General features: G+C 74.3%; 25 protein-coding genes. 12 read left to right on the top strand and 13 right to left on the bottom strand.

The features are described from left to right. Window positions 1–5: 5 nt before the first annotated feature. The 9 genes from ACZ6AQ_RS27595 to ACZ6AQ_RS27555 all read left to right on the top strand — a co-directional run bounded on the left by ACZ6AQ_RS27595 (window position 6) and on the right by ACZ6AQ_RS27555 (window position 10,911). Window positions 6–1,196, top strand: coding sequence for a zinc-dependent alcohol dehydrogenase (locus ACZ6AQ_RS27595; RefSeq protein ID WP_388698012.1), 1,191 nt, complete (start codon window positions 6–8; stop codon window positions 1,194–1,196). 126 nt (window positions 1,197–1,322) lie between these two features. Next, window positions 1,323–2,576 (top strand): cytochrome P450, encoded by a 1,254-nt coding sequence (locus tag ACZ6AQ_RS27590; protein ID WP_468763371.1) that lies wholly within the window; start codon window positions 1,323–1,325, stop codon window positions 2,574–2,576. A gap of 153 nt (window positions 2,577–2,729) precedes the next feature. Continuing rightward, complete coding sequence (locus ACZ6AQ_RS27585) at window positions 2,730–2,957, top strand: hypothetical protein (protein ID WP_388698010.1); 228 nt, start codon at window positions 2,730–2,732, stop codon at window positions 2,955–2,957. Between the two features lie 226 nt (window positions 2,958–3,183). Beyond that, window positions 3,184–6,462 carry a formate dehydrogenase gene (fdh, locus tag ACZ6AQ_RS27580; RefSeq protein WP_468763336.1) on the top strand — a complete coding sequence of 1,093 codons (3,279 nt, stop codon included), beginning with the start codon at window positions 3,184–3,186 and terminating at the stop codon, window positions 6,460–6,462. Then, the gene (locus ACZ6AQ_RS27575; protein ID WP_468763334.1) at window positions 6,459–7,430 is read left to right on the top strand and encodes a 4Fe-4S dicluster domain-containing protein; all 972 of its coding nucleotides are present in this window, start codon (window positions 6,459–6,461) and stop codon (window positions 7,428–7,430) included. The genes fdh and ACZ6AQ_RS27575 overlap by 4 nt, the downstream gene beginning before the upstream one ends. Continuing rightward, window positions 7,427–8,371, top strand: coding sequence for an NrfD/PsrC family molybdoenzyme membrane anchor subunit (gene nrfD, locus ACZ6AQ_RS27570; protein WP_468763332.1), 945 nt, complete (start codon window positions 7,427–7,429; stop codon window positions 8,369–8,371). Before ACZ6AQ_RS27575 ends, nrfD begins: the two co-directional genes overlap by 4 nt. Continuing rightward, window positions 8,368–9,633, top strand: a complete 1,266-nt coding sequence (locus ACZ6AQ_RS27565; protein ID WP_468763330.1) for a cation:proton antiporter — start codon at window positions 8,368–8,370, stop codon at window positions 9,631–9,633. The genes nrfD and ACZ6AQ_RS27565 overlap by 4 nt, the downstream gene beginning before the upstream one ends. Window positions 9,634–9,820: 187 nt before the next feature. Continuing rightward, window positions 9,821–10,072 (top strand): BON domain-containing protein, encoded by a 252-nt coding sequence (locus ACZ6AQ_RS27560; RefSeq protein ID WP_388697997.1) that lies wholly within the window; start codon window positions 9,821–9,823, stop codon window positions 10,070–10,072. Then, window positions 10,069–10,911, top strand: a complete 843-nt coding sequence (locus ACZ6AQ_RS27555) for a metallophosphoesterase family protein (RefSeq protein ID WP_468763328.1) — start codon at window positions 10,069–10,071, stop codon at window positions 10,909–10,911. The genes ACZ6AQ_RS27560 and ACZ6AQ_RS27555 overlap by 4 nt, the downstream gene beginning before the upstream one ends. A 60-nt stretch (window positions 10,912–10,971) precedes the next feature. Here ACZ6AQ_RS27555 and ACZ6AQ_RS27550 read toward each other — a convergent pair whose 3' ends face one another. Then, window positions 10,972–11,865 (bottom strand): SDR family oxidoreductase, encoded by an 894-nt coding sequence (locus ACZ6AQ_RS27550; RefSeq protein ID WP_468763326.1) that lies wholly within the window; start codon window positions 11,863–11,865, stop codon window positions 10,972–10,974. Between the two features lie 420 nt (window positions 11,866–12,285). Between ACZ6AQ_RS27550 and ACZ6AQ_RS27545 the strand changes: the two genes are divergently transcribed. Then, window positions 12,286–12,654 (top strand): PRC-barrel domain-containing protein, encoded by a 369-nt coding sequence (locus tag ACZ6AQ_RS27545; protein WP_388697989.1) that lies wholly within the window; start codon window positions 12,286–12,288, stop codon window positions 12,652–12,654. Between the two features lie 228 nt (window positions 12,655–12,882). On the opposite strand, the gene ACZ6AQ_RS27540 is transcribed toward ACZ6AQ_RS27545, so the two are convergent. The 12 genes from ACZ6AQ_RS27540 to ACZ6AQ_RS27485 form a co-directional block, all read right to left on the bottom strand. Next, window positions 12,883–13,170 carry a WhiB family transcriptional regulator gene (locus tag ACZ6AQ_RS27540; protein ID WP_468763324.1) on the bottom strand — a complete coding sequence of 96 codons (288 nt, stop codon included), beginning with the start codon at window positions 13,168–13,170 and terminating at the stop codon, window positions 12,883–12,885. Between the two features lie 167 nt (window positions 13,171–13,337). Beyond that, window positions 13,338–13,628 carry a hypothetical protein gene (locus ACZ6AQ_RS27535; protein ID WP_468763323.1) on the bottom strand — a complete coding sequence of 97 codons (291 nt, stop codon included), beginning with the start codon at window positions 13,626–13,628 and terminating at the stop codon, window positions 13,338–13,340. Window positions 13,629–13,799: 171 nt separating this feature from the next. Then, the gene (locus tag ACZ6AQ_RS27530) at window positions 13,800–15,380 is read right to left on the bottom strand and encodes a phytoene desaturase family protein (protein WP_468763321.1); all 1,581 of its coding nucleotides are present in this window, start codon (window positions 15,378–15,380) and stop codon (window positions 13,800–13,802) included. Next, window positions 15,377–15,823: an SRPBCC family protein gene (locus tag ACZ6AQ_RS27525; protein WP_468763319.1), complete on the bottom strand. Its 447-nt coding sequence runs from the start codon at window positions 15,821–15,823 to the stop codon at window positions 15,377–15,379. The genes ACZ6AQ_RS27530 and ACZ6AQ_RS27525 overlap by 4 nt, the downstream gene beginning before the upstream one ends. A 13-nt stretch (window positions 15,824–15,836) precedes the next feature. Continuing rightward, window positions 15,837–16,847, bottom strand: coding sequence for an SDR family NAD(P)-dependent oxidoreductase (locus tag ACZ6AQ_RS27520; RefSeq protein ID WP_468763317.1), 1,011 nt, complete (start codon window positions 16,845–16,847; stop codon window positions 15,837–15,839). Between the two features lie 111 nt (window positions 16,848–16,958). Then, the gene (locus ACZ6AQ_RS27515) at window positions 16,959–17,201 is read right to left on the bottom strand and encodes a hypothetical protein (protein WP_468763316.1); all 243 of its coding nucleotides are present in this window, start codon (window positions 17,199–17,201) and stop codon (window positions 16,959–16,961) included. 338 nt (window positions 17,202–17,539) lie between these two features. Next, window positions 17,540–18,211: a DUF3618 domain-containing protein gene (locus tag ACZ6AQ_RS27510; protein WP_468763314.1), complete on the bottom strand. Its 672-nt coding sequence runs from the start codon at window positions 18,209–18,211 to the stop codon at window positions 17,540–17,542. Next, window positions 18,187–18,666 (bottom strand): phage holin family protein, encoded by a 480-nt coding sequence (locus ACZ6AQ_RS27505; RefSeq protein ID WP_468763312.1) that lies wholly within the window; start codon window positions 18,664–18,666, stop codon window positions 18,187–18,189. The genes ACZ6AQ_RS27510 and ACZ6AQ_RS27505 overlap by 25 nt, the downstream gene beginning before the upstream one ends. Window positions 18,667–18,668: 2 nt before the next feature. Then, on the bottom strand, window positions 18,669–19,454 hold the full coding sequence (locus tag ACZ6AQ_RS27500; protein WP_468763310.1) for a hypothetical protein: 786 nt from the start codon (window positions 19,452–19,454) through the stop codon (window positions 18,669–18,671). A gap of 164 nt (window positions 19,455–19,618) precedes the next feature. Continuing rightward, the gene (locus tag ACZ6AQ_RS27495) at window positions 19,619–21,187 is read right to left on the bottom strand and encodes an FAD-dependent oxidoreductase (protein WP_468763308.1); all 1,569 of its coding nucleotides are present in this window, start codon (window positions 21,185–21,187) and stop codon (window positions 19,619–19,621) included. A 253-nt stretch (window positions 21,188–21,440) separates the two neighbouring features. Then, entirely contained in the window at window positions 21,441–23,003 is a 1,563-nt protein-coding gene (locus tag ACZ6AQ_RS27490; RefSeq protein ID WP_468763307.1) for a beta-N-acetylhexosaminidase, read from the bottom strand. A gap of 1 nt (window position 23,004) precedes the next feature. Further along, window positions 23,005–24,159: an ROK family transcriptional regulator gene (locus ACZ6AQ_RS27485; RefSeq protein ID WP_468763370.1), complete on the bottom strand. Its 1,155-nt coding sequence runs from the start codon at window positions 24,157–24,159 to the stop codon at window positions 23,005–23,007. A gap of 93 nt (window positions 24,160–24,252) precedes the next feature. Here ACZ6AQ_RS27485 and ACZ6AQ_RS27480 point away from each other — a divergent pair, with 93 nt between their 5' ends. Further along, on the top strand, window positions 24,253–25,545 hold the full coding sequence (locus ACZ6AQ_RS27480; protein ID WP_468763305.1) for a Gfo/Idh/MocA family protein: 1,293 nt from the start codon (window positions 24,253–24,255) through the stop codon (window positions 25,543–25,545). After that, window positions 25,542–26,837, top strand: coding sequence for an ABC transporter substrate-binding protein (locus ACZ6AQ_RS27475; RefSeq protein WP_468763303.1), 1,296 nt, complete (start codon window positions 25,542–25,544; stop codon window positions 26,835–26,837). Before ACZ6AQ_RS27480 ends, ACZ6AQ_RS27475 begins: the two co-directional genes overlap by 4 nt. The last annotated feature ends 46 nt before the right edge of the window (window positions 26,838–26,883 follow it).

Genomic DNA, 26,883 nt, shown 5'->3' with positions numbered 1-26,883 from the left:
TGACCATGAGGGCGCTGACCTGGCACGGACACCGCGACGTCAGGGTGGACACCGTGCCCGACCCCCGGATCGTCGATCCGACGGACGTGATCATCCGGGTCACCTCCAGCGGCATCTGCGGCTCGGACCTGCACCTGTACGAGGTGTTCGGGCCCTTCCTGGACCCCGGCGACATCCTCGGCCACGAGCCCATGGGCATCGTGGAGGAGGTGGGCCCCGAGGTGAGGAACCTCAGGCCCGGGGACCGGGTGGTGGTGCCGTTCAACGTCTCCTGCGGCACGTGCTGGACGTGCGGCCAGGGGCTCCAGTCGCAGTGCGAGACCACCCAGGTCAGGGAGTACGGGACCGGCGCCTCCCTCTTCGGGTACACCAAGCTCTACGGGCAGGTTCCCGGTGGCCAGGCGGAGTTCATGCGGGTCCCCTTCGGTGACACGCTGCCCGTCAAGGTGTCCGGGGACGCCCCCGACCAGCGGTACCTCTACCTCTCCGACGTGCTGCCGACCGCCTGGCAGGCCGTGGCCTACGCCGACGTCCCGCCCGGCGGCACCGTGACCGTCCTCGGGCTCGGCCCCATCGGCGACATGGCCGCCCGCATCGCGCTCCACCGGGGCGCGAGCAAGGTCATCGGCGTGGACCTCGTCCCCGACCGGCTCCGGCGCGCCCGGGACCGCGGCGTCGAGGCGCTCGACCTCAAGGAGCTCGGCGACGGCCTCGGCGACCGGGTGCGCGACCTCACGGACGGCCGGGGCACGGACGCGGTCATCGACGCCGTCGGCATGGAGGCGCACGGCGCCCCGCTCACCAAGGCAGCCCAGAAGATCCCGGGCTTCCTCCCCGACGCCCTCGGCAAGAAGCTGATGACCAGGGCCGGCATGGACAGCATGGCCGCCTTCGACACGGCGGTGGACGTGGTCCGCCGGGGCGGCACCATCAGCCTGTCCGGCGTCTACGGCGGCGCCGTGGACCCCGTCCCGATGTTCAGCCTCTTCGACAAGCAGATCCAGCTCCGCATGGGCCAGGCCAACGTCTGGCGGTGGGTGAAGGACATCCTGCCGCTCCTCGACGACGCCGACCCGCTCGGCGTCGACGGCTTCGCCACCCACACCCTGCCCCTGGAGGACGCGCCCCAGGCGTACAAGACGTTCCAGGCCAAGGAGGACGGCATGGTCAAGGCGGTGCTGACCCCCGGCCGCTGACCGGGCCCCGCGCGGCCCACCCGTCCGCCGGAGAAACGGTGTGAAGTCATGACTTCGTGGAAGTCGTCCTTCATGAAGATCCTCGACACGGCACCCCAGGACACGACCGGCCGCACGCGCACCCCCCTGCCCGACAGCACCGCGCCTCTGCTCCTCAAGGGGTACGCATGGCTCCCCGACCTGCGCCGGCGGGCCCACGACGCCCCGGCCGTGCCGGTACGGCTCCTCGGGAAGCGGGGGACCGCGCTGCACGGCAAGGAGGCGGTGGACTTCTTCTACGACGAGAGGCACGTCCGCCGGCACGACGCCATGCCGGGGCCCGTCCTGGACACCCTCTTCGGGCGCGGAGCCGTCCACACCCTCGACGGAGAGGCGCACCGCGCGCGCAAGGCCCTCTTCCTGGACACGCTCAAGGACCCGGCGCGGGTCGCGGCCCTCGCGCGAAAGGCCCAGGAGGAGTGGGACCGGGCGGAGGCCGACTGGCGGGGGCGGGACCGGGTGGTCCTCTTCCACGAGTCCGCCCGCGTCCTGACCCGGGCCGTGCACGACTGGGCCGGGGTCCCGCTGCCCGCGGACGAGGAGGAGGCCACCGCCCGGGACCTCGTGGCCATGGTGGACGGCTTCGCCTCCGTGGGCCCCCGGCACGTCCGCGCCCGGCTGGCCAGGAAGCGCCAGGAAGGGCGGCTCGCCCGGCTGATCGGGGAACTCCGGAGAGCCGGCCTCCCGCCGGAGCCGGAGCACGCCACGATCGCCCGGGCGGTCGCCGCGCACGTGGACGCCGACGGCCGGCGGCTCGATCCGCACACGGCGGCCGTGGAACTCCTGAACGTCCTCCGCCCCACGGTCGCGGTCGCCTGGTTCCTCACCTTCTCCGCCCACGCCCTGCACCGGTGGCCCGAACACCGCGCGCTCCTCGCGGCGGACGAGCACCACGCCTGGGGCTTCGCGCAGGAGGTCCGCCGCTTCTACCCCTTCGCGCCGTTCACCGGCGGCCTCGCCGCGACCGACACCGAGTGGGGCGGCGTCACCATCCCGGAGGGCAGCCTGGTCCTCCTCGACCTGTACGGCCACGACCACGACCCGGACCTGTGGCCGGACCCGTACTCCTTCGACCCGGCCCGGTTCACCCGGGAGGGCGTGGTGATCGGACGCGACGACCTCGTCCCGCAGGGCGGGGGCGACCCGGCGGCGGGCCACCGCTGCCCCGGGGAGGACATCACCCTCGCCCTCCTGGCCGCCCTGGTCCCGCGGCTCGCCCGGCTGCCCCACGAGGTGCCCGACCAGGACCTGTCGATCCCCCTGAGCCGCGTGCCGACCCTCCCGCGCAGCGGCTACGTCATGGAGCGCGTCCGCGCGGAGGCGTCGGCCCCGGTGGGCTGACGGCAAGGCCGCCGGACGTTTGGCCGGCGGCGTTCCGGACACCGGAGGTAGCAGCGGACCCGGTGGCGGCGCCCCGGGCCGTGCCCGGGGCGCCGGACCGCCCCGCCTTCCGTACGAGGCCGCCGTCGTCGCGGCCGGTGAGAGGAGACCAGGATGCGCGAGCCGCACACGCCGGGGGAGTCGGAGGAACCGATCCCCCGCGACCGCGAGGACCAGCAGGCCGTCGAGGGCGAGGACCCGTCGGCCATCCCCCTTCCCCAGGTTCCGGGTGGCGACGGCGGCCTGCCGGACACCGAGGAGTCCGGTACGGGGCCCCGGGGCCGTCCGGAGACCGGCGGCGTCGATCCCGAGCAGCCCGCCCCCGACGAACCGGCCGACTGACCGGACGGTCCCGGGCCCGCCCGGGACGCTCCCGGCGGCCCCGGACCGCGACCCGGCCGGGCCGCCGTCACCGGGCCGCGCCCTCCGGGTCGCGGGAGTCCCGCCGCCGGGGCAGCCTGGACCGGAGCCGTGCTCGCCAGGGAGACCGGCCCCGGACGCGAGACGCGAAGGCGCCGGGACGCGAAGGCGCGAAGGCGCGAAAACGTCAGGACGTGAGGACACGGAGATGGGTGCGTTCGAACCGTTGCGCCGCTGGCCCGTATACCGCCAGCTCACCGGCGCCGACCCCCTCGGCCGCGGCCGGGCCGCCACCTCGCCGCGCACCGAGGGACTGCGTCCCCGGACCGCGACCGCCGACCGGGTCGTCCCCTCCGTCTGTCCCTACTGCGCCGTCGGCTGCGGCCAGCAGGTGTACGTGAAGGACGACCGGGTCGTGCAGATCGAGGGCGACCCGGACTCCCCGATCAGCCGGGGCCGCCTCTGCCCCAAGGGCTCCGCGACCCTCCAGCTCACCACGGGCTCCGCCCGCCGCCACGAGGTGCTGTACCGGCGCCCGTACGCGACCGACTGGGAGCGGCTCGACCTCGACACGGCGATGGAGATGGTCGCGGACCGGGTGATCGAGACCCGGCGGCGCACCTGGGAGTGGGAGCACGAGGGGGTGCGCACCGCCCGCACGATGGGCATCGCCAGCCTGGGCGGGGCGACCCTCGACAACGAGGAGAACTACCTCATCAAGAAGCTCTTCACCGGACTCGGGGTGGTCCAGGTGGAGAACCAGGCCCGGGTCTGCCACAGCGCGACCGTCTCCGGCCTCGGCACCAGCTTCGGCCGGGGCGGCGCGACCACCTTCATGCAGGACCTCCAGCACGCCGACTGCATCGTCATCCAGGGCTCCAACTACGCCGAGGCCCACCCCGTCGGCTTCCAGTGGGTCACCGAGGCCAAGGCGCGCGGCGCCACCGTCATCCACGTGGACCCCCGCTTCACCCGCACCAGCGCCCTGGCCGACCTCCACGTCCCGATCCGCGCCGGCAGCGACATCGCCTTCCTCGGCGGGATCATCCACCACGTCCTGAGCGAGGAGAAGGACTTCCGCGAGTACGTCCTCGCCTACACCAACGCCGCCACCCTGATCGGCGAGGACTACCGGGACACCGAGGACCTCGGCGGGATCTTCTCCGGCCTCGACGAGGAGAACCGGCACTACGACCCGGCCTCCTGGCAGTACGAGGGCGGCCGGGTCCAGCAGCCCACCGGAGAGGTCGACGAGCAGTACGGACGGCGCGGGGAGAGCGGCCGGGACGGGGAGACCGGCGAGACCGGTGAACCGGTCGAGTCCGAGGCCCACGGTTCCGGCGGGCCCCAGGCCCATCCCTGGCCCCGGCGGGACGACACCCTCCAGCACCCCCGCTGCGTCTACCAGATCCTCAAGCGCCACTACGCCCGCTACACCCCGGAGTTCGTCGAGGAGGTCTGCGGCGTCCCGCAGGAGACCTTCCGCAAGGTCTGCTCCGCCCTGACCTCCAACTCCGGCCGCGAACGGACCAGCGCCTTCGTGTACGCCGTGGGCTGGACGCAGCACACCACCGGCTCGCAGTACATCCGGGCGGCGAGCATCCTCCAGCTCCTCCTGGGCAACATCGGCCGCCCCGGCGGCGGCATCCAGGCCCTGCGCGGCCACGCCTCCATCCAGGGCTCCAGCGACATCCCCACCCTCTTCAACCTGCTCCCCGGCTACCTGCCGATGCCGCACGCCCACGCCCACGAGACGCTGGACGACTTCATCGACGCCGGCCGCACCGAGAAGGGCTTCTGGGGCAACATGCGGGCGTACTTCGTCTCCCTCATGAAGTCCTACTACGGTGACGCCGCCACGGCGGAGAACGACTTCTGCTTCGGCCACCTGCCCCGCCTGACGGGCTCCCACAGCACCTACGACACGGTCATGGCCCAGCTCGACGGCGTCTGCAAGGGCTACTTCCTGATGGGCGAGAACCCCGCCGTCGGCTCCGCCAACACCCGCCTGCAGCGCCTGGGCATGGCGAAGCTCGACTGGCTCGTCGTCCGCGACTTCTCCCTGATCGAGTCCGCCACCTGGTGGAAGGACGGCCCCGAGATCGAGACCGGCGAACTGCGCACGGAGGACATCGGCACCGAGGTCTTCTTCTTCCCGGCCGCCGCCCACACGGAGAAGTCCGGCTCCTTCACCAACACCAACCGCTGGCTCCAGTGGCACCACGCCGCCGTCGAACCGGCCGGCGACGCCCGCAGCGACCTCTGGTTCACCTACCACCTCGGCCGCCGCGTCAAGGAACGCCTCGCCTCCTCCGACGACCCGATGGACCGGGCGATCCAGGACCTCACCTGGGACTACCCCGTCGACGGCCCCCTGGAGGAACCGATCGCCGAGGCCGTGCTCGCCGAGATCAACGGACGCGGCCCCGACGGCGCCCCGCTCGACGCCTACACGCAGCTGAAGGACGACGGCTCCACCGCCTGCGGCTGCTGGATCTACTGCGGCGTGTACGCGGACGGCGTCAACCGGGCCGCCCGCCGCACCCCCCACACGGAGCAGGACTGGGTGGCCGCCGACTGGGCCTGGGCCTGGCCCGCCAACCGGCGCATCCTCTACAACCGGGCCTCGGCCGCCCCGGACGGCACCCCGTGGAGCGAACGGAAGGCGTACCTCCGCTGGGACGCCGACGCCGGACGCTGGACCGGGCCCGACGTGCCCGACTTCATCCCGGACCTGCCGCCCGACCACGTACCCCCCGAAGAGGCGACCGGACCCGACGCGCTGCGCGGCGACGACCCGTTCATCATGCAGGCCGACGGCAAGGGCTGGCTCTTCGCCCCCGCCGGCCTGGAGGACGGGCCCCTGCCCACGCACTACGAACCACAGGACTCGCCCTTCACCAACGCCCTCCACCCGGACCGCTCCCGGTCACCCGTGCGGCAGCTCAAGAGCCGCGAGGGCAACCGCTACCACCCCAGCGGCGGGGAGCCCGGCGCCGACGTGTACCCGTACGTCGTCACCACCCACCGCCTCACCGAGCACTTCACCGCGGGCGGCATGAGCCGCTGGTCGCCCTACCTCTCCGAACTCCAGCCGGAGTTCTTCTGCGAGGTCTCGCCCCGGCTCGCCGAGGAACGCGGCCTCGAACACGGCGGCTGGGCCACGATCATCACCGCCCGCAACGCCGTCGAGGCCCGGGTGATGGTGACCGAGCGGATCGTCCCGCTGACCGTCCACGGCCGCACCGTCCACCAGATCGGCCTCCCCTTCCACTGGGGGCCCAACGGGATCGCCACCGGCGACGCGGCCAACGAACTCGTCGCCATCGCCCTCGACCCGGACGCCCACATCCAGGAGGACAAGGCGCTGACCGCCGACATCCGCCCCGGCCGCCGTCCCCGCGGCCCGGCACTGCCCGCGCTCGTCGCCGACTACCGGCGCCGCGCCGGCATCACCGCCACCACCGGAACGGAGCCCCGCCCGTGAACCTCTTCGACAGCGGACTCTTCTCCGGCAACCGGCTCAGTGGACCCGAACCCGACCCGGCGGGCGACGCGGGCCACCCCGACCCGCCGCCCCGCGTCGGCTTCTTCACCGACACCTCGATCTGCATCGGCTGCAAGGCGTGCGAGGTCGCCTGCAAGGAGTGGAACGCGATCCCCGAGGACGGCATGGCCCTCACCGGCATGTCGTACGACAACACCCAGGCCCTCGGCGCCTCCACCTGGCGCCACGTCGCCTTCGTCGAACAGCGCGTCCCGGCCCCCGAGGGCCGCACCGAACTGCCCCTCGCGGACGGGCCGGAGGCCCCCGCCGGACGCCCCCTCGACGGCGCCGGGAGGACGGCGGGGGAGACCGGACCCGGCGAACTGCGCTGGCTGATGTCGTCGGACGTGTGCAAGCACTGCACCCACGCCGCCTGTCTCGACGTCTGCCCCACCGGCTCCCTCTTCCGCACCGAGTTCGGCACGGTCGTCGTCCAGGAGGACATCTGCAACGGCTGCGGCTACTGCGTCCCCGCCTGCCCGTACGGAGTCATCGAGCAACGCCCCGAGGACGGCCGCGCCTTCAAGTGCACCCTCTGCTACGACCGGCTCGGCGCCGGACAGGAACCCGCCTGCGCCAAGGCGTGCCCCACCGAGTCCATCGCCTTCGGACCGCTCGACGACCTCCGCGAACGCGCCGCCGCCCGTGTGGAGGAGCTGCGGGAGGCCGGTGTCACGGGCGCCCGTCTGTACGGCCACGACCCGGAGGACGGGGTCGGCGGCGACGGCGCGTTCTTCCTGCTGCTCGCCGAACCCGAGGTCTACGGACTCCCGCCCGACCCGCGGGTCACCACCCGCGACCTCCCCTCCATGTGGCGGCACGCCGGCGCGGCCGCCCTCTCCCTCCTCGCCGGCTGCGCCGTCACGTTCGCCCTGCCGGCCCTCGCACGGAAGAAGGCGACCCGATGAGCGGACGACGGCGCGGCGAGCGGCTGATGGTGGAGCGGGCCGAGTTCACCTCGTACTACGGCAAGCCGGTCATCAAGGCCCCCTCCTGGTCCGCGCGGGACATCGCAGGCTACCTGTTCCTCGGCGGCCTCGCCGGAGCCGGCTCGGTCCTTGCCGCCGGCGCCCAGCTCACCGGCCGGGAGACCACCGCGAAGGCGCTCAAGGTCTCGTCCCTGGCGGCGGTCTCCCTCTCCGCCGCCGCCCTCGTCCACGACCTCGGCCGGCCCGCCCGCTTCACCCACATGTTGCGCGTGGCCAAGCCCACCTCCCCGATGAGCATGGGCTCCTGGCTCCTGTCCGCGTACGGCCCCGCCGCCGGGGGCGCCGCCCTCAGCGCGGTGACCGGCCGGATGCCCCGGGCCGGAGCCGCCGCCACGGGCACGGCGGCGCTCCTCGGACCGCTCCTGACCACGTACACCGCCGTCCTCGTCGCGGACACCGCCGTCCCGGCCTGGCACGGCGCACACCGCGAACTGCCCTACCTCTTCGCCGCGTCCGCGACCGCCGCCGCCTCCGGCATGGCGCTCGCGGCCGGGCCCCGCGGGGAGAACGGGCCCGCGCGCCGCGCCGCCGTCCTCGCCGCGGTGGGGGAGGGGCTGGCGAGCCGGGCCGCCGAACGCGGCCTCGGCCCCGTCGTCGCCGAGACCTGGAAGACCGGGCGCGCGGGCCGGCTCCTGCGCGCCGCGCGGGTCCTGACGGCCGGCGGGGCCGCGGGAGCCGCCCTCTTCGCCGGCCGGAGCCGGACGGCGGCCCTGACGAGCGGCCTGGCGCTGCTCGCGGGCTCCGCCTGCACCCGCTTCGGCGTCTTCGCCGCGGGCATCGCCTCGGCCGAGGACCCCAAGTACACCGTCGTTCCCCAACGCGCACGCCTCGAAGCGGACGCCGACACAAGGACTCCATGACCCCTTCCGACATAACGTTCGCGGTTCTGGGCCTCGGAGCACTGGCGGCGGCGGTGGTGCCGCGGCTCGTCAGCGGCAAACCCCTGTCCATGCCCATGGTGTTCCTGGCGGCCGGAGCCCTCTCCGGCCTGCTGCCCATCCCCCTGCCCGACGTCGACCCCGTGGCGGACCGGGTCTGGATCGAGCACGTCACCGAGATCTGCGTGATCGTCTCGCTGATGGGCGCCGGACTCGCGCTGAACCGGCGCTTCGGGCTGCGCGCCTGGGCCGGGCCCTGGCGGCTCCTCGGCATCACCCTCCCCCTGACCGTCGCCGCGACCACCGCGCTCGCGTGGTGGCTCCTCGACTGGCCGGCGGCCACCGCGCTGCTCGCGGGAGCCCTCCTCTCACCCACCGACCCGGTGCTCGCGGCGGAGGTGCGGGTGGGGGAGCCGACCGACGAGGAGGACGACGAGGACGAGGTCCGCTTCACGCTCACCGCCGAAGCCGGCCTCAACGACGGACTGGCCTTCCCCTTCGTCCTCGCCGCCCTCGCGCTCGCCGGCGCGGGCGGCGTCCTCACGGAGGTGGACTGGGGGCGCTGGTTCGGCGTCGACCTCCTGGCCAGGGCGGCCGTCGCCGTCGCGGTCGGGGTGATCCTCGGGCGGCTCCTCGGCTGGATGTTCTTCAGGGCCGGGACCTCCTCGCTCCGGCTGTCCGAACACATGGAGGGCTTCGTCGCGCTCGCGGCCACCTTCCTCTCCTACGGAATCACCGAACTCGCCCACGGCTACGGCTTCGTGGCCGTCTTCGTCACCGCCTGCACCGTCCGGGCCGCCGAGCGCGGCCACGGCTACCACAAGGTGCTGCACGGATTCACCGAGCAGGTCGAGCGCCTCCTGACGGCCGCCCTGCTCTTCCTCCTCGGCCGCTACCTCGTCACCACCGGGATCGAGGCGCTGACCTGGCGGACGGTCCTGCTCGCCCTCGCCCTGATCGTGGTCGTCCGCCCGTTGACGGGGTGGATCGCGCAGATCGGCTTCGTCACCGGCCCCCGGGAACGCGTCGTCGCCGCCGTCTTCGGCCTGCGCGGCATCGGCTCCCTCTTCTACCTCTCGTACGCGCTCGGGCACCACGGGTTCGAGGCGCGGGCCCACGAGCTGTGGGTGCTGACCGCCACCACGGTGGCGCTCTCCGTCCTGCTGCACGGCGCGAGCGCCACCCCGGTCATCCGTCACCTGGACCGCCTCCGCGAGATCCGGCCGTCCCACGCGCCCCCGTGAGGGCCCGTCGGCCCGTACGCACCGCTGCGGGGCGCGGTCGGGCAGGCGCTGCGCCGCCCTCCCCACCGCGACGGAACGGGAGGAATGGTGCGGTCGGGACGGGGGAGACGCGACGGTGAGAACGTCCGTCCCGGGCGGCGACCGGGCCCACGGGGACGCGACAGGGACAGCAGGACGGAGGACCACGATGGACACCGGCGAGAACGAGTACCGGATCGCCAGGTTCAGAGACCGGCTCGCACGCGAGGACACGGCCGAACTCGGCGTGCGCGTCGAGGCGCGCGGCGCGGCCGTGCTCCTGACGGGCACCGTTCCGACGGCCGAGGGCCGGGAGGCCGTCCTCCGGCTCGCCCGGGAGGAACTGGCCGGGCTCCCGGTCCGCGCGGACCTGGTGGTCGCCTGCGTCGATCCCCCCGAGCGGCCCGAGGAGCTGCTGTGACGGCCCCGGAGCGGCCCGAGGGGCCCGCCGTCCGGGTGGCGGCCGTCGGCGACATCCATCTGGGCCCGGACTGCCGGGGCCTGCTGCGCCCCTCCTTCGAGACGCTGCCGCTCTGCGCGGACGTCCTCCTCCTCGCCGGCGACCTGACCCGTCACGGCACGGTCCCCGAGGCGGAGGTCGTCGCCGACGAGGTCCGCGACCTCGGCGTCCCCGTCGTGGCCGTCCTCGGCAACCACGACTACCACTCCGACCGGGAGGCGGACGTCGCCCGCGTCCTCACCGAGGCGGGGGTCACCGTCCTGGAGGGCGGCACGGCGGTCCTGCCGGTGGACGGCGGGCGGCTCGGCGTCGCCGGTGTGAAGGGCTTCTGCGGCGGGTTCGCGGGCCGCAGCGCCGGGGAGTTCGGCGAACGCGAGATGAAGGACTTCGTCCGCACCACGCGCCGCGCCGCTGAGAGCCTCCACGGTGCCCTGGAGGACCTGTCCGGCTGCGAGGCGCGGATCGCCCTCACCCACTTCTCGCCCGTCCCCGACACGCTCGCGGGCGAACCGGTCGAGATCCACGCCTTCCTGGGCAGCTACCTCCTGGCCGAGGCCATCGACGGCGCGGGCGCCGACCTCGCGGTGCACGGCCACGCCCACCTGGGCACCGAGCACGGCATGACGGCGGGCGGGGTGCGCGTCCGCAACGTCGCCCAGCCGGTCATCCGGAAGGCGTTCGCCCTCTACCACCTGCCGCTCGCGGGGGGCCGGAAGGAGACGGGAGACCGGGAGGGGACGGGAGACCGGGAGGGGACCGGGCGGATCGCCCCGCCCCCGGCCGTGGACGCCCCCATGTGACCTCCGGACGTACGGGTGCCCCCGCCGGCCGCCGGCGGGGGCACCCGTACGTCCGGAGGTCTACGGCAGCGGGGTGCCGCCGGTGGCGTTGACGACCTCGCCGGTGATGTAGCTCGCCCCGGGGGAGGCGAGGAAGACGTACGCGGGTGCCAGTTCCGCCGGCTGGGCGGGGCGCCCCAGCGGCGACTGGGCGCCGAAGTCCTCCGTGCTCGGCATCGTCGCGGGGATGAGCGGGGTCCACACCGGGCCGGGGGCGACCGCGTTGACGCGGATGCCGCGTTCGGCCAAGAGCCGGGCCATGCTGTGGGTGAAGGAGACGATCGCCGCCTTCGTCATCGCGTAGTCGAAGAGGTGCGGACTGGGCTGGTAGCCCTGCACGGAGGTGGTGTTGATGACGCATCCGCCGCGCGGCATGTGGGCCAGCGCCTCGCGGGTGAGCCAGAACATCCCGTACAGGTTGGTCTTCATGACCCGGTCGAACTGCTCCGTGGTGACGGCCTCGATCCCGTCCGGCTGGGACATCTGGTAGGCGGCGTTGTTGACCAGGAGGTCGACGCGCCCCAGCTCGTCCACCGCCCGGCCGATCAGGGCCTTGCACTGCTCCTCGTCCCGGATGTCGCACGCGACGGGCACCGCCGTGCGTCCCGCCTCGCGGACCAGGCGCGCCGTCTCGTCCGCCTCGTCCGCCTCCTCGGGGAGGTGGGTGAAGACGACGTCCGCGCCCTCGCGGGCGAACGCCAGGCAGACGGCCCTGCCGATCCCGGAATCCCCGCCGGTGACGACCGCGGCGCGGTCGGGGAGCAGGCCGTGGCCCCGGTAGGAGTCCTCCCCGTGGTCGGGCCGGGGGTCCATCCGCTCGGTCGAGCCGGGGTGCTCCTGCTCCTGTTCCGGGAACGGGGGGACGGGGTGGAGGGAGGTCGGGTCGGGCAGACGGGGGGCTTCCTGAGGTGACATGAACCGTTCCTTCGTGCGGTGCGGATGAGCGTGGACCGGGCGGCGGGCGGCCGGGGGAGGGCCGCGGGCCGTCGTGCGTCACCGGTCCCGCGGACGCCGTTCCCGCCCGCGACGGCGCGGGGCGGTGTTCCTCTCGGTCTCCACGGCGTCCACGGTGTCCGGCTACCCGGACGCCCGGCCCGTATCCCGCCTCCTCCCCGGACAGGGGCCGAACGGGGTGCCGTACCGCCGGGAACATCCCGCGCCGCGTCCGTGGGAATGAGTCGCGGGGCCCGGGGCAGGCGGAGTGCGGACGGAGAACGGTTCCGTCGAGTGAGGCATCGCGTACGGAACGGCGCACGACACCGCGCACCGCGTACGGAGCAGAAGGACGGCGACGGGACACCGGCCGTCCTTCCCCATCGGAGGAGTTGTTTTCGCATGACTGAGCACGCGTGGAGTTACCGGTCGACCGCGGGGCACCTGGCCGGCGCCGACCTGACCGGATACAAGGTCGAGGCGACCGACGGCAGCATCGGCAAGGTCGACAAGCACTCCGACGAGGTCAACGACGCCTATCTGGTCGTGGACACCGGGGTGTGGATCTTCGGCAAGGAGGTCCTCCTCCCGGCGATCACCGTGACCCGGATCGACCCGGAGGAGCGGAAGATCTACGTCGACCGGACCAAGGAGCAGATCAAGGACGCTCCCGAGTTCCAGCGCGACAAGCACCTGGAGGACCCCGCCTACCGCGAGCAGCTGGGCACGTACTACGGCCTGGGCGGCCCGTTCGGGGGCCGCGTCGTCTGACGGCCCGGAGGACGGAGCGGGCCCGGACTCACCGAGTCCGGGCCCGCTCCGTCCTGTGCCGCCGTGCCCGCGTGTTCGCATGTCCGAGGATCTGCGGATGATCTGCGTGTCCGCCCACGTGGTCGTGTCCGTCACGCACACGACCCGATCCCCCAGGCGCGTCTCCGGTCCGTGGACCGGGGGCGCACCTGGGGGATCGGGCCCGTGGGCCGCTCCGGGGCGTTCTCGCTACGCCGCGGTGGCGGTGGTGCGGAGCAGCAGTTCGCGCTCCTGTTCCGTCAGACCGCCCCAGACCCCGTAGGGTTCCGCCACGCTGAGAGCGTGCTCCAGGCAGCGGGCCCGTACGGGGCACGTCGCGCAGACGGCCTTGGCCGCCTCCTCGCGCGCGGCCCGGTCCGGCCCCCGCTCGCCCTCGGGGTGGAAGAACACCTCGGTCCCCACGCCCCGGCACGCGGCCGACATCTGCCAGTTCCACTGGTGCTCCGCCCGGCCGGGCAGACGCGACACCTTCGCCATCCCTGTTGTCCTCCTTCAGCCGGTTCGTCCGACGGTCTCGGGGAACGTCTGGCCGCGATGTCCTCCTCGAAACGCGTCCGGGGCCCGGTGAAGGAAAAAACACGCGACGTCCCCCGCCACCGGCCGGTCCACGGGCGGTGGACGCGCGCGCCGTTCGCGCGCGCGGGTCAGCCGGCGGCGCCGGGGACCCAGTGGTTGTGGACGCGCAGGACGCGCGGGGCGACCTCCGCCCCGGGCCAGCCCTGTTCGACGGCCACGGGCATCATCTTCTCGACGAACGCGTTCATGTGCTGCTCGGACTCCCAGAGGTCGAAGACCTCGATCCCCTCGTCCGTCGGCACGCACGCGTGGGCCAGACACCCCTCGAAGATCCCGGGCTTCTCCTGGAGCGCGGAATGGAGGGCGTCGTACTGCCCGGTGGTGATTCCCGGGACGACGGCGTGGACGAAGAGCGCCATGACGGTGCCTCCTCGTGAGGCGGGCAGGGCCTCGTGCCCTCCCCGGCGGCGGGGCGGCGGCGAACCGTCCCCCTGCCAGCACATCACGACCCGCCCCGGACGGCATCCGAGCGCGTCCACCGCCGCCGGAAGCGCGGAGGGACGGCACCCGGACACCGGCTCCGGCCCGCGTCAGCGGCGCCGGCGGGGGAGGTGGGGGCCCCTGAGGGCGGCGCGTGCCGCGTTGGCGCCCGGCGCGCCGTGGACGCCCCCGCCCGGGTGGGCCGTGGCGGAGGCCAGATAGAGCCCCCGGACCGGAGTACGAGGCCGGCCCGTGCCCGGCACGGGCCGGAAGACCAGCTGCTGGTGCAGGCTGGTGGTGCCCTGGTTGACCGCGCCACCCACCAGCGAGGGGTTCAGCCGTTCCAGATCGGGCGGCGCCAGGACGCGCCGCGCGCGGACGGAGGCCCGGAACCCGGGCGCCAGGCGCTCGATGCCCGCCTCGACGCGATCCGCGATCGCCTCCTTCTCGCGCTCGTCCCACCGCCCCGTGATGCCGTCCCCTCCGGCGTCGGAGCGGATGTGCTGCGGGACGTGCGTGTAGCCCCACGCCGACTCCGTACCGGCCGGGGAGCGGCTCGGGTCCGCCGTCGTCATCTGCCCGAGCACGGTGAACGGCACCTCCGGCACCTGCCGCATGGCGATCTGGCCGGCGAAGCGGGTGAGCGCGTCGACGCCCTCGGCGACGTGGACGGTCCCCGCGCCGCGCGCGCCCTCGGACGACCAGGGGATGGGACGGTCGAGCGCCCAGTCCACCTTGACCGTGGAGAAGTCCCACTGGAAGCGGCGGAGGTCGGCGCGCAGGCGCGGCGGAAGATGCTCCTCACCGACGAGACGCGTGTACAGCAGGGGCGCGGGGACGTCGGCGAGGACCGCCCGGCGGGCGGGGACCTCGGTGCCGTCCTCGGTGCGGACGGCGACCGCCCGGCCGCCCCGGACCACCACCTGGGCCACCGGGTGGCCGCAGCGCAGTTCGCCCCCGCGCTCACGCAGCCGCGCGACGAGCGCGTCGGTCAGCCGGCCCGCCCCGCCGACGGGGACGGGGAAGCCGTGGTCCTGGCCGAGCATGCTCATCAGCCAGCCGTACCCGCCGCCGAGAGCCGACTCCGGGCCCAGATCGGCGTGGAGCGCGTTCCCGGCGATCAGCAGCCTGCCCCCGTCGCCCGCGAAGTTCTCCTCGCCGAAGCGGCGGGCGGGCAGGAGCATGGTGCGCAGCAGCCGGAGGCTGTCCCCGGGACCGGTGCGGCCGACGAGCCGCAGCCCCGCCCGGACCGGTGGGAACGGGGTGAACAGGCACCCGATCAGATCGTCCGCGATGCCGCGCCAGATGCGGTGCAGACGCTCCCAGGCCGCGCCGTCCCCGGCGGCGAAGCGGTCCACCGAGGCGGCCGTGCCGTGGACGTCGCGGCTGAGGACCGGGCACCGTCCGTCGGCGAGCGGATGGGCGACGACGTCGGGGGCGTGGCTCCAGCGCAGCCCGTACCGGTCGAGCGCGAGGTCGCGGATCACGGGGGAGGCGGCGGCGAGCGGATAGAAGGCGCTGAACGTGTCGTGGACGTAGTCGGGGTGGACGCCCCGGTCGCTGCGTACGGCCCCGCCGGGTTCGTCCCGCGCCTCCAGGACGACGACGTGCCATCCGGCGTCGGCCAGCAGGTTGGCCGCCACCAGGCCGTTGGGACCGGCGCCGATCACCACCGCGTCGGGGGCCGTCACGTCCTCGCCCCCCGCCGCCGGGCGGTGGCCGTCCTCTCCAGGCGCGCCAGCATGCCCCGGTGGCGCAAGCGCGTCACCGCGTCGACGGCGGTGTTGTGCCAGCGCGCTGCGGGCCCCCGCAGGGGGTGCTCGTCGACGACGACGAGGGTGTCGTCGCCCCAGGGCTCCAGGCGGAAGGCGATGCGGGCGGTCCCCAGCCGGGTCTTCGCCTCCAGTTCGAGGCGGCGGAGCGGTTCGCAGATCCGGGAGGTCGTACGGCCGCGGTACGACGTGGGCCCGAGCTTCAGCACGTAGCCCAGCTCCGCGCCCGGGGCGGGCCACTGCCCGTCCTCCTCCCAGGTCTCGTGGGTCCCCACCACGAACCGCGAGTACAGCCGGCCGTCGCTCAGGACCGCCCAGACGGCCTCGGGCGGGGCTTCGATGAGCCGGTTCCACTGTGCCATGGGTGCGTTCTCCTCAGGGAAGTCGGGGACGGGCGCGGAGGGCGCGGACCACCAGGCCGGCACCCGCGCCCGCGGCCAGGGCGGCGGTCCGGCGTCCCGCCGTGCGGACGCGCGCGTGCCGGCCGCCGGTCACCGACGCCGTGTCCCCGGACGGGACGCGGAGGATGCCGTCGGTGACCGGGGCCGTGCCCGGCGCGTCGAAGTAGTGCCGTTCGGTACGCCGCCGGATCACGCGCCGCACCAGGCCGGGCGCCAGGGCGTGGGCGGCCGGCAGGAACAGGGAGCCCGGTCCGACGGTCACGCGCCGCCGGGGACGGGCGGCGGTGGCCACGACGGCCCGCGCCACCCGTTCGGGGGTGGCGACGGAGGGGAGGGCGCGCAGGCGGCGGCCCGTGTGGTTGGCCGCGTGCCGGAAGAACGGGGTGTCGACGCCGGTCGGCAGCACCGTGCACACGGCGATCCCGTGGTCCCCGGAGAGCAGCAGCTCCTGACGCAGCACCTCGTCGAGGGTGATCAGGGCCGCCTTGGAGGCGGCGTAGTGGCCCTGGTAGGGGGCCTCGACGGCGCCGCCGAGCACGGAGGAGAGACCGATGACCACCCCCCGGCCCCGGCGGCGCATCGAGGGGAGCGCCGCCTGCGTTCCGTGCAGCGCGCCCAGGACGTTGACCTCCCACAGCCGGCGCGCGTCGCCCGGCGGGACCCGGTCCAGGCGCCCCAGGACGCCCACGCCCGCGGCGTTCACCCAGACGTCGATGCGGCCGTAGCGGTCGAGCGCGGTCCGCGCGACCCGGGCCGTCGCGGCCGGATCGGTGACGTCGGCGGGGACGGCCACGGCCTCGGCCAGGGGATGGGCCGCCGCGCACTGCCGTGCGACCTCGTCCAGGGCGTCCGTGCTGCGGGCGGTGACCACGACGCGCGCGCCGCTCGCGGCGAACGCCCGCGCCACGGCGCGCCCGATCCCGCTCGACGCCCCGGTGACCACCACGACGGTGCCGGGCGGGGTGGTGCGTCGGCCTGTCCCCATGGGTCCTCTTCTCATGCGCGGGCTCCTCTTACGCGTGGCCTATGACCCGTTTCGCCGGGTTCATGCGCGAGCGGCGTCCCACGGCCCGCCGGGCGTGCCCCCTCCGCGCCGTCACGCGGCGTCGGCGCGCCCGGTCCCCGGCGCGGGCACGGCCCGGGGCAGGGACCCGCGTCCGGCCGGGCGGCGCCGGGCCGGACGGTCCTGCCCGGACGCCCGGTCGGCGCCCGCGACCAGCCGGAGGTGCCGTCCGGCGTGGCGCGACCCCCTCGGCGGGCTCGTCACCCGGTCCTCGATCCGGTCCATCAGGAAGAGCAGAAGCCCCAGCAGGGGCAGGAGCAGAACGGCGATCGCCACCACGGCACATGTCCTCCTTGTCGAACCTCGCTCTCCGTGCGGGTGCCCGCTCCCGCTCCCGGCGCACGACGGTTCGTGTGAAGATTCCGCGACCGGCGGGTGCCGCTCCCGCCGTCGCCCGGTGACCGTCCCCGTCGCGTTCCCGGTGACCGTTCCGGGCGCACGCGCGGGGACGTGAGGCCGGAGGTGCTCCCTGGCCGGTCGGCCGACCGTTCCGGACGATCGCGCGGGGACCCCGGACCGTCCGGTCCGGGGTCCCCGCGCGATCGTCCGGCCCGGAGGCCGCCGTGCCTCCCCGCCGCACCCGGCGCCGTCGGCGCCGGGCGGCGGAGGCGGCGTCAGCTCCCCGGACGGTCCCGGTCGTCGGAGAGGGAGCGCACCTCCTGGGCGGTGTCCCGCCCGACCCGGCGCACGCCCTCCGAGGTCTCCTGACCCGCGCGGCGGGCGTCGTCCTTGGTGGTGGAGGCGGCGTCCTGGGCGGTGGACCTGACCGACTCGACCGCTTCCGCGACCGGTTCGCGCAGGTTCTCCTTGAGGTCCTGGGCCGCTTCGACGGCCGTCTGCCTGACCGGCTCCAGGAGGTCGTCGGAGTGCTCCTTGAGATGCCGTCCCGCGCGTTCCTCGGTCTCCGTGGTCGGCAGCAGGGCCGCCGCGAGCATTCCCGCGCCGAACGCCACGATCCCGGCGGCGAGCGGGCTGCCCTGCGTCCGGCGCCTGGCGCGGGCGGGCACGCTCTGCACGGTCTCGCTCACGCTGCCCGCAGCCTCGCGGGCGGTCTCCGCGATGCCGTCGCCCGCCTGCCCCGTCCGGTCGGCGATCCGGTGTCCCGTGCCGTGCGCCGTACCCATCACACGCTCCTTCACATCGGTGAACCCCTGCCGCACGGAGGCGGCCTTGCGCTGCGCCACCCTGCTCGGTGTCAACCGGTCCGCCAGACGGTCGACGTTGTGGGCCAGGTGGGCGCGGCGGTACTCGAGATCGGACCTCAGCTCCTCGGGTGTCGTGCCCACTGGGCGTCCTCCTTCAGGGTTTCGACGGTCTGTTCGGGCTTGAGGCTGACGGTGGCGAGGCGCTTGCGTCCCGTGAGGTAGAGGACGCCGCCGGCCACACCCCACAGGGCGGTGACGACGAGAGCGGCCCAGGCGACGTTCATGACGTTGCTCAGGGCGGCGACGACCGTCAGGCTGCCGAGCAGCAGGACCAGGTGTCCCGCGTAACCGGCGCCGGCGAGCATGCCCGCCGCCTTGCCGGCCTTCGTCGCCTCCTGCTTCACCTCCGCCTTGGCGAGTTCTATCTCGTCCCGCACCAGCTGGGAGAGGTCGGTGCCGATCTCCCCGATCAGGTCACCGATCGAGGCGTCGTGCGGTTCTCTCCCGGGCGGCGGGGGAGCGGTCCGGGCTCCGGACGGAGGTGCGGACGGGGGCGCGGAGGGCACCGAGACCCGTTCGTGGGAGGAGATGGCCATGGTCAGATCCCCTCACCCGGTCGCGGAGTCCCGCCGTACCCGGGCCCCGGCCGGGTGGGGTCGGGGGTGACGGGCGGATGGACGGGCGGGGCCGGCGTGACCGGGGGCGTGGGGGTCACGTGCGGCGGCTGCGACTGCCCGTAGGTGTCCAGGGGATCGGTGGGCGCGTACCCCGTGGTGCCGCCCCGCGTCGTGGGGAGCGGGTCGGGCGCCGGGGTGGCGCGCGGGGTGTCCTCGCCCCACGTCGGGTCCGAGTCCCGCGCGCCGTCGGAGCCGGACGACGAGGACGCCGCGCCGACGCCCTTCCCGGCCCGGGCGATCGCGAACCCGGCCAGCGCCGCGCCGGCGAGGAAGACCCCGGGCCGGCGGCGCGCGAAGTCCTGCAGGTCGTTCAGGAGTCCGTCGGGACCGCGTCGTTCCAGGTGGTCGGCCACCCGGTGTCCGCGATCGGCCACCTGGCGGGCCAGTTCACCCGCGGTGGAGTCCGGCTTGCCGTTCTCGCTCATGTCGCGGACCTCGCCCGCGATCCTCCGCACGTTCTCCGCCAGGCGCCGCGTCTGGGTCTGCGCCTGGTCCTGGAGCTGACCGCGGACCTCTCCGACGAGGTCCCTGGCCTGTGCCCGGGTCTCACCGACGACGTTTCCGGCCTGTTCCCTCGCGGTCCGGGCGACGTCCGTGGCCTTGTCCCCGATCAGGGCGGCGCTCTCGCCCGCCTTGTCCTGGGCCGTGTGTGCTACTGCCGCCGGCTTGCTTTCCTGCCGGCGGTCCGAGTCCTGGAAGTCACTCAAGGCTCCTCCTGGGCCATCAGCGGTGATCGGCTCTGTTGTCCGGCGCGTACCCGCCCTTTCACCGGACATCCCCCCCCGGACCGGTCTTTCCGGTGACATCGATCGATTTTCCGTGTCATGGGCGGTCGTCGGACGCGGACGCGGACGCGGACGGGGGCGCCCGGTCATCCGGGAACGCCCTCGCCGCCCCCGTCACCGGAACCGCCGGATTCGCCGGGAAGCGGGCGCGGTTCGAGCGGGCGCACGGCGGGCCCCTGGATCACGGAGCCGTCGACGGCGAACCGGGAACCGTGGCAGGGGCACTCCCAGGCCCGTTCCGCGTCGTTGAAGTGGACGAGGCACCCCAGGTGGGTGCACCGCGCGGACACCGAGTGCGTCCCGCCGTCCTCGTCGCGGTAGACCGCGCAGCGCCGCCCGCCGACCCGTACGAGCGCCCCCGTGCCGGGCGCGATCTCCTCGACGGTGTCGGTGTGGGAGGGGCGGAGCCGGTCGCCCACGAAGTGCTTGAGGACCGATCCCTGCGCCTTGAGGAGGGACGGCGCCTCGGCGGCGCGGAGGCGCCGGGGGTCGTACAGGGAGGCCCACGGCAGGTCCTCGCCCGCGATCAGCGCGCTCAGCAGCCGCCCCGACATGACGCCGTTGCTCATCCCCCAGCCGCCGAAGCCGGCCGCCACGTACACGTGCCGGGACCCGGGGTGGAAGCGCCCCACGAACGGCACCTTGTCCGTGCTCGTGTTGTCCTGGGCCGCCCACCGGTGGGTGATCCGGGCGTCCGGGAAGTGTTCCAGGGTCCAGGCGGCGAGCTTCTCGTACCGCTCGCCCACCCCGCCCCCGCCGGGCTCGAACTTCTCCCCGGTGACGATGAGCAGCCGTTCGTCCCCGCGGTACGGGGCGGTCCGCACCGACCGGGTGCTCCGTTCCGGCGTGAGGTACATCCCCCGCGGGTCGCGCCCGGCGGGAAGGGCGGCGGCGACGACGAGTTCGCGGTGCGGTTCGAGCCGGGAGAACAGCAGGGCGCGGTCGAAGACCGGGTAGTGGGTGGCCACCACGATGTCGTCGGCGACGACCTCGACGCCGCTCTCGGTGGTGAGCCGGCAGGGTTCGCCCTCGTGGAGCGAGACGACCCGTGTCCGCTCGCGCACGATCCCGCCCCGCGCCACGAGGTCGGCGACGAGGGCCAGCAGGTACTTGCGCGGGTGGAACTGGGCCTGGTGTTCCACCCGGACCGCCCCCGCGACGGGGTACGGCAGACCGGTCTCCGTCACGAAGGAGGCGTCGAGGCCCGCCTCGCGCGCCGCGCCGGCCTCGGCCCGCAGCCGCTCGGCCGTGTCCGCCGACTCCGCGTACACGTACGCCGGCACGCGCTCCAGCTCGCAGTCGGCGCCCAGCTCGGCCGCGACCCGGCCGACGTACTCGACGGCCTCCTGCTGCGAACGGGCGTACTGCCGCGCCCCCTCCGCGCCGAACGTCTCGCGCAGGTGCGCGTAGAGGGGCCCGTGCTGGGCCGAGAGCTTCGCGGTGGTGTGGCCGGTGACGCCCGCGGCCACCCGGTCGGCCTCGAGCAGGGCGACGCGCCGGCCGGTGCGCGCGAGCTCCCAGGCGGTGCAGATGCCGGCGATCCCGGCGCCGACCACCGCCACGTCGACCTCCAGCCCGTCGGTCAGGACGGGGTGTCCGGGCCCCCTCCCGGTCTCCATCCAGTACGACTCGTAGGTTCCGGGAAGTCCGGTCATGTCAGTGCTCTCCCTGGTGCGCGGGGCTCTTTCCCCGGGCCGTTCGGGCGCCGCGCCGCCTCTCCGCGCGCCCGGCCCGTCGTCCCGCCTCTGCCCGCTGTTCCGGAAGTCAGCCGTCCCGGCCGCGTCCGGATCCGTACCGCCACCGCCCGCGTCCCGGGGACCCCCGGGACGCGGGCGGTGGCGGTACGGCGGGAGACCGGCCGGGGAGCGGAGGCCGGGGGGGGGGGGAGTGCCCGGCCGTTCCGGCCGCTCAGGCGGTGGGGGAGGGGGCATCGAGCCGCCGGTGGGCGACCCCCATGTGTCCGAGACGGGCCAGATGGGGTCGCAACCGCCCCAGGAACTCGCCGTGGTCCCGCCCGGAGGGCGACGACCAGGCCACCTCGGCGAGCGCGCACAGCCGGGGGAAGGCCGCGTACTCGACCCGCTCCGGCGTGGGGAGGTACTCGGTCCACAACTGGCCCTGGGTGCCGAGGACCTGCTCGGCCGGCAGGGAGGCGGGGACCGGCTCGTAGCCGTAGACGTCCTCCAGGGTGACGACGTGCCCCATGGAGAGCGGTTCTCCCGGCCCCTCGGCCTGGCCGTAGTCGAAGTAGGTCCGGTCGTGCGGCGTCATGATCACTTCGTGCCCGGCCGCCGCGGCGGCGGTCGCGCCGTCCGCCCCCAGCCACGACATGACCGTCGCCCCCTCGGGCAGCGGTGCCGCCCGGCCGTGGACGAACGCGTCGTCCCAGACGACCGTCCGCCGGCCCCGCGCGTGCAGCCAGGAGGCCAGCTCCCCGGTGAACCAGCCGTGCAGGCCGTCGACGGGAATGCCCAGCTCGCGCGCCTTCCGCCGCGCGGTGGGCGAGGCGTGCCAGCGGGTCGTCGGCACCTCGTCCCCGCCGATGTGGACGTGGCGGGAGGGGAAGACGTCGAGCACCTCCTCCAGCACGTCGTGGCAGAACCTCAGCGACGCGTCGCCGACGCCGAGGATCCGGTCGTGCACGCCCCAGCGGGGGGAGACCCCGACGGGCCCGTCCGGCCCCGTGGGTCCGCAGCCCAGCTCGGGGTAGGCCGCGACCGCCGCCTGCGTGTGGCCCGGCAGGTCGATCTCGGGGACGACGGTGACACCGCGCCGGGCCGCGTACGCGACGAGGTCGCACAGCTCCCGCCGGGTGTAGTGGCCGCCGTGCGGGACGTCGTCGTACCGCTCCTCGGCGAGGGCGCCCGCCAAGCTGCGGGACCGCCACGCGCCCACCTCCGTCAGCCGCGGGTAGCGCTCGACCGGCATCCGCCAGCCCTGGTCGTCGGTGAGGTGCAGGTGCAGGACGTTCAGCTTGTGGGCCGCCAGCAGGTCCGCGTAACGGAACAGGAAGGCCGTCGGCATCCACCAGCGCGCCACGTCCAGATGGGCGCCCCGCCACCGGAAGCGCGGCACGTCCACGACGGACACGCAGGGCAGTTCCCAGGCGACGCCGCGGACCGGACGGTCCGACCACGCCTCGGGCGGCAGGAGCTGGCGCAGCGTCTGCACGCCCCGCAGCAGCCCGGTGGGCGCGGCCGCCACCAGCAGCGCCTCTTCGGGGGTGATGTCCAGCCGGTAGCCCTCGGCGCCCAGCTGCGCCCCGGCCCGCGCGTCGAGGGCCAGGGCGATCGCGCCGCCCCGCGCGACCCCCGCGGGGGCGAACGGCAGTCCGGTCGCCGGGCGGAGCAGGTCCCGCAGCAGGGCGGCGGCCCCGTGGGCGCCGTCCCCCGCCGTCAGGGCGGTCGCGCACGTCAGGGGGAAGGTTCCCGCGCGGCGGCGGAGGGAGGTCGGTCGGGGGAGCAGATCCATGTCACGTCCCTGCCGGTTCGGGCGTCGGAAGCGGGGCGTCGACGTCGTAGAGGCGCGCGTCGACGTGGTCGAGGGCGTGCCGTACCGCGCCCGTCACCACGGCCTGGTCGCCGAGGCCGGAGATCGCCAGCTCCGGAGGCTCCAGGCAGAGCGGGTCCAGGTGGCGCCGCAGGGGCTCCATCAGCACGTCGGCCGAGCGCGAGACGCCGCCGCCCAGGACCACCAGATCGGGATCGACGCTCAGGACGAGCGCGGCGATGCCCTCGGCCAGGTCGTGGGCGAACTGCTCCACGGCCCAACGCGCCGCCGGATCACCGGACCTGGCCGCCGCGAAGACCAGTTCGGCGACCGCCTCGGGCGGGGTCTCCCCGGGCAGGCCGGGGAAGCCGGCCAGGTGGGAGGGGGCGCGGTGCCAGCCGACGAGCGGGAGCGCGCCGATCTCCCCGGCGGCGCCCCGGCTGCCCCGGTGGAGCCGGCCTCCGATGAGCATGCCGCAGCCCGTGCGCATGCCGGACAGGACGAAGACCACGTCCTCGACCCGCTGGGCCACGCCCGCCCAGCGCTCGGCCAGGGCCGCCAGGTTGCAGTCGTTCTCGACGAGGACCGGGACGCCCCAGTCCCGGCCGATCTCGGACGCCAGGTCGACCCCGGTCCACTCGGGCAGGCTGACGGAGAGCCTGACCGTGCCCGACGCGGTGACCACGCCCGTGGTCCCCACGCACACGGCCATCACCGAGGACGGGGGGACGCCCGCCGAGGAGAGCGCGTCCGCGGCGGCGGAGCGCATGGCCGCCAGCCTCTTCGCGCGACCGAAGGACGGGTCGGTCCGGACGGAGGCCCGGCCCCTCGTCCCGCCGTCGAGGTCGGAGACGACGGCGCGGACGCTGGAGGAGCCCACGTCGATCCCGAGCACGTGGCCGGACTCGGCGCGGAACCGGAACAACCGTCGGGGACGGCCCATGCGCCCGCTCTCCGGGGGCATCTCGCTCAGCCATCCCAGGCCGAGCAGGTCGTCGACGAGTCCTTCGACGGTGGGGCGGGACAGTCCCGCGCGCGCCGCGAGTTCGGTCAGTCCCGTCGGGGGGCTCCCCCGCAGCGCGCGCAGGGTGGCGACCATGTTCATCCTTCTCAGCCGCGACCCGTCGCCGCCCCGCATGCTCACGACCGTTTCCTCCAAGGGTGTTGACAGGGGCTGTGGGGACTAATAAAAACATCCTTCATTAGTAAGGGGCAAGGGAGAGAGGGCACCATGCGAGATACCGATGTCACGCTCGCGGTCATCGGGGCGGGGCTGCGGGGGACCGGGTACGCCCGGCGTGCCCGGAGCACCGGACGGGCCCGGGTCGTGGCGGTGGCCGAACCGGACGACGAGCGCCGCGCGCGCTTCGCCGCGGAGCACGACGTCCCCGCCGCGAACGTCTTCGCCGACTGGCGCGACCTGCTCGACCGGGACCGTCTCGCCGACGGGGCGATCATCTCGACCCAGGACCGCATGCACGTCGGGCCCGCGGTCCGCGCGGCCGAACTCGGCTACCACCTTCTCCTGGAGAAGCCGATGGCGCCGACCGAGGAGGAGGCCGCGCTGATCGCCGAGACGGCCGAGCGCCACGGAGTCCTGCTCGCCGTCTGCCACGTCATGCGCTACACGCGCTACACCGAGGCCCTCAAGGAGCTCCTGGACAAGGGGACCATCGGCGAGATCATGAACATCCAGCACCTGGAACAGGTCGGCTGGTGGCACCAGGCCCACTCCTTCGTACGGGGGAACTGGAGCAGGGAGGCCGCGTCCGCGCCGATGCTCCTGGCCAAGGCGTGCCACGACCTGGACTGGATGGTCTACCTCAAGGGCGCCCTGCCGGAACGGGTCTCCTCCTTCGGGAACCTCGTCCACTTCCGCCCGGAGAAGCGGCCCGAGGGCGCCGCCGCCACCTGCCTGGACTGCCCGGTCGAGTCCGCCTGCCCCTACTCCGCCAAGCGCATCTACCTGGACTGCCTCGGCGACCCGGTCAAGGAGTGGTGGCCGCTGTCCGCCGTCACCGACGACCACACCGAGGAGGGCGTGCTGACCGCCCTGCGCGACGGCCCCTACGGCCGCTGCGTGTACGGCGCCGGCAACGACGTCGTCGACAGCCAGGTGGTGGACATGGAGTTCGGCGACGGGACCACCGCCAGTTTCACCATGACGGCGTTCGCCGCCCTGGAACACCGCAAGACCCGGATCTTCGGCACCCACGGCTCCGTCGAGGGCGACGGCGTACGGCTCCGCGTCCACGACTTCCTCACCGACACCCACTCCACGATCGTCACCGACACGGGGACCGACGCCTCGGCGGCCGAGGGCCACGGCGGAGGGGACGAGATGCTGCTCGACGCCTTCGTCGAGGCCGTGGGCGGCGGAGACCCGGCGTCGATCCGGTCGACCGGCCGCGAGAGCCTGGCCACGCACCGCGTGGTCTGGGCCGCCGAGACCGCCCGCCGCACCCGCACGGTGACCACCCTCGCCCCGTCCGACCCCTCCGGCCCAGAAAAGAAGATCCGATGAAGCAGCTCATAGCGCGGACGGCCGTGTTCGCGGTGCTCGGCGCCCTGGCCCTCTCCACGACCGCCTGCGGCAAGAAGAACGGCGGCGGTTCCGCCGACGCGGGGAAGGCGGAGACCTTCTCCTACACCTCGACGTGGGGCAAGGAGGAACCGCAGGCGAAGATCTTCCAGGCCGCCGTCGACGACTTCACGCGGCAGACCGGGATCAAGGTCGAGGTGAAGTGGATGGGGCGCAAGGGAACCGACAGCCTCGCCACCGAGATGGCCGCGGGCCAGGGCCCCGACCTGTTCGACACCGGCACCGACAACATCGCCAAGTTCCGCGCCCAGAACCTGCTGGCCCCGGTCGACGACGTGCTGACCGCGAAGATCCCGGGGGAGGGCAAGGCCGTAGGGGACGTGCTGCCCGCCGCGGCGAAGCAGGCGTCCTCCGACGAGAAGGGCCTCGCCTTCGTCCCGCACACGATCATCTCGACCGGCGTGTGGTACGACGCCACCAGGCACCCCGAGCTGGCCGCCGCGCCGCCGCGGACGTGGGACGCCTTCGTCGCGTACCTCGACGGCGCGAAGAGGGCCGGACGCACCCCCCTGGGACAGGACGGCACGGTTCCGTTCTACAACGCCTACTGGTTCTACTCGGCCCTGGTCCGCGCCAACGGCGCCGGAAGCCTCTACGCGCTCGGCACCGACGCCGGAGCCTGGGACCGGCCCGAGGTGCTCGCCGCGGCCAAGCAGGTGGAGAAGCTCGCCAGGGGCGGCTACTTCCAGAAGTCGTACATGGCGACCAAGTTCCCGGCCGCCCAGGACGCGTTCGCCACCGGCGGGTACGACCTGAACATCAACGGCACCTGGCTCACCAGCGAGATCAAGCCCAAGCTGCCCGCCGACGCGCGGATCAACTCGTTCCAGTACCCGGCCGGCGGCAAGAACTCCGTCGAGGCGGGCGCCCTCGGCTGGGGCGTCAACGCCAAGGGCAAGCACCCCGGGGCCGCGAAGAAGTTCCTCGCCTTCGTCCAGCAGAAGAAGTACGCGGAGCGCGTGGGCACCGAGGCGCTGAACATCCCCGCCCGCTCCGACGTGCCCGCGCCCGGGAACCTGGTCACCCTCCAGAAGGCCATCGGCGAGGCCGCCGCGGTCCACAAGCCGTACGACGGCGCACCCGGCCTGAACGCCTGGTGGACCGACATCTTCATGCCCCTCGACGACAAGCTCCTCGGCGGCTCCCTCACCGCGGAGGAGTTCGTGGCACAGGGCAAGCAGAAGAGCGCCGCGTTCATCGCGTCCAACAGCTGAACCGGGCCGCGGCGGGCCCACGCCGTCCGCCGCGCCCGCTCTTCCC

The sequence above is a fragment of the Streptomyces sp. NPDC041191 genome, assembly GCF_055591945.1.
The sequence above is the reverse complement of the archived record's forward strand: the minus strand, read 5'-3'. Positions and strand labels throughout refer to the sequence as shown.